The 1,731-nt window shown below is 45.4% G+C and carries 1 protein-coding gene and 2 pseudogenes; all 3 read right to left on the bottom strand.

The genetic code is table 11. From position 1 onward, the window contains the following. Window positions 1-277, bottom strand: a pseudogene (locus R7P74_RS24650) (methyl-accepting chemotaxis protein); the annotation flags it as partial. A gap of 179 nt (window positions 278-456) precedes the next feature. Then, window positions 457-843 (bottom strand): thiol-disulfide oxidoreductase DCC family protein, encoded by a 387-nt coding sequence (locus R7P74_RS24645; RefSeq protein ID WP_053340353.1) that lies wholly within the window; start codon window positions 841-843, stop codon window positions 457-459. A 1-nt stretch (window position 844) separates the two neighbouring features. Further along, window positions 845-1,686: pseudogene (locus tag R7P74_RS24640) on the bottom strand (DUF4344 domain-containing metallopeptidase). Window positions 1,687-1,731: the final 45 nt, after the last annotated feature.

The following is a 1,731-nucleotide window of genomic DNA, read 5'->3' as shown; positions in this document are numbered from 1 at the left end:
TGCCCGTCTCACCAAATTCCAGCTCTCGTAACACGGGAAGAGCGTCCTCTAATGTCGCATTTTTCTTGAGTAGCGGTTCAATCGCCGAGCGAGCCATCTGAACATAGTTTTTCAGCTCGGCTTTTTTCATCGCCATCATGGTGGTGTGGGTCTGATCAATTTGCTGTTGGTTATAAGCGTTAGTTTGCAGGTAGGTGAACCACATCATACCTAGTGCAATGGTGAGTACTGGAATGATGGAAAGAATATACAGTCGCTTTCTTATGGTTAGATTCATAGAGACTTCCTTACTTCTCGGCGCAGCGTTACGAAAAGGCAAAATTCAATCGATTTGCCGGATAAATATATAGCTATTTATTTTTGTAGTGATTGCAGATTAACCGACTTAGTAGGAGAGAAGTACTGGAAATGCACGATTTATCGCGAGCGTATTAACATTTTCAAGCGTGATCACAATTACCGAGAGCAGCGGCTAGAATTACAACGAGAAGTGCCCGTTAACCAATATGAGATGCGATACCTATTTTGGGCGAAGCGCAGATAAAGCCAGTCCGCAACAGGTCTAATGAGTGGCCAGCGCAGTGGTGCATACAACCAACCTCGTCCAACAAGTTGCCAAGCTCGGTAGGTCACATCCAGCCCGAGGAGTAAATTTCCGTGGTTGTCCAAGGCATGCAGAATGGTGTTGGCACGATCAGGGGCGATTTGCGGGTAGGCCGAAAAAGCGTCGCTGTAAATATCAACGGTGTTTATCTCTTGCTTATGATCGTGTTGGCGTAATGCCTTCATCTCTTTGGCGCACAGTGGGCAAGTGCCGTCGTAGAAAATAGTCAGTTTAGTCATATCAATTCGTCATTGCATTGGGGCTGCTTGATGGTTTCTCGCTGTTTTTACGTGTTGATGCTTCTTTTGGTTCATTGTGCTGCAGGTAGTGCTGCCAGTTAGTGCGAATGTTTTCGTAATTGTATTGGCAGAAGTCTTTGCGATCTCGAAGGTAGTCTTTTTCAACTTCGTCGAGTAACGATTTGTACTGTTCAGGATCGCTGCCATACACCAAGCACAAAGTGGAGAAGTAACGCTGTAGGTCAAAACTGTGTTCGTCAATGTACTCGCCGAAATCGTAATAGTCGGGTCTGTCATCGGACTCAAACGCAAACATGTCGGCAGCACTGATGGCCATATCGGCGCCATCGTCTAAATCGTCGATCAGTAAAATAGTGGCGAAATTGTCAACGGCATCTTCTTCTTTCCCCAACACAGGGATGCTTTGATCCTCGATGTACGCATGCCCAGCTTCATGCAGCAAAGTGTGTAATAAGGTATCTAATGCACCAGTCTTTGGCGATTTTCCGTAGCGATCTTCATATTGGTTGTTGGAGAAGTAATTGAGCGACTCCAAGTAAAACGTAAAACGTAAAACGTATACGGAATATGGATGGTGTGCGTGTCGGGATCGTACATAGGGCCATCTTCGCCGCCATAAATCAGAGTGAGCGGTTTACGAAAAGGGAAGTAGTCTTGAGAAAGTCGAACAAAAATCGGGTTCACATCGCTGCTTTGAATGGATTGCTCGGCAAGTTTGTCATGAGTTGTTTCTGCGGGCATGTACTCGATACGAATATTGTTCGCCGCGTTGGCAGAAGCGGCACAGAGTAATAGCGCAGGGAGAAGCGATTGAATTTTCATGTTGAGCTCTTGTTATTTGAATGACTTGCATAAAAATTATACATG

The sequence above is a fragment of the Vibrio sp. 2033 genome (assembly GCF_033339735.1).
Note: the sequence above shows the minus strand (reverse complement) of the source record. Positions and strands in the feature narration are given on the sequence as shown.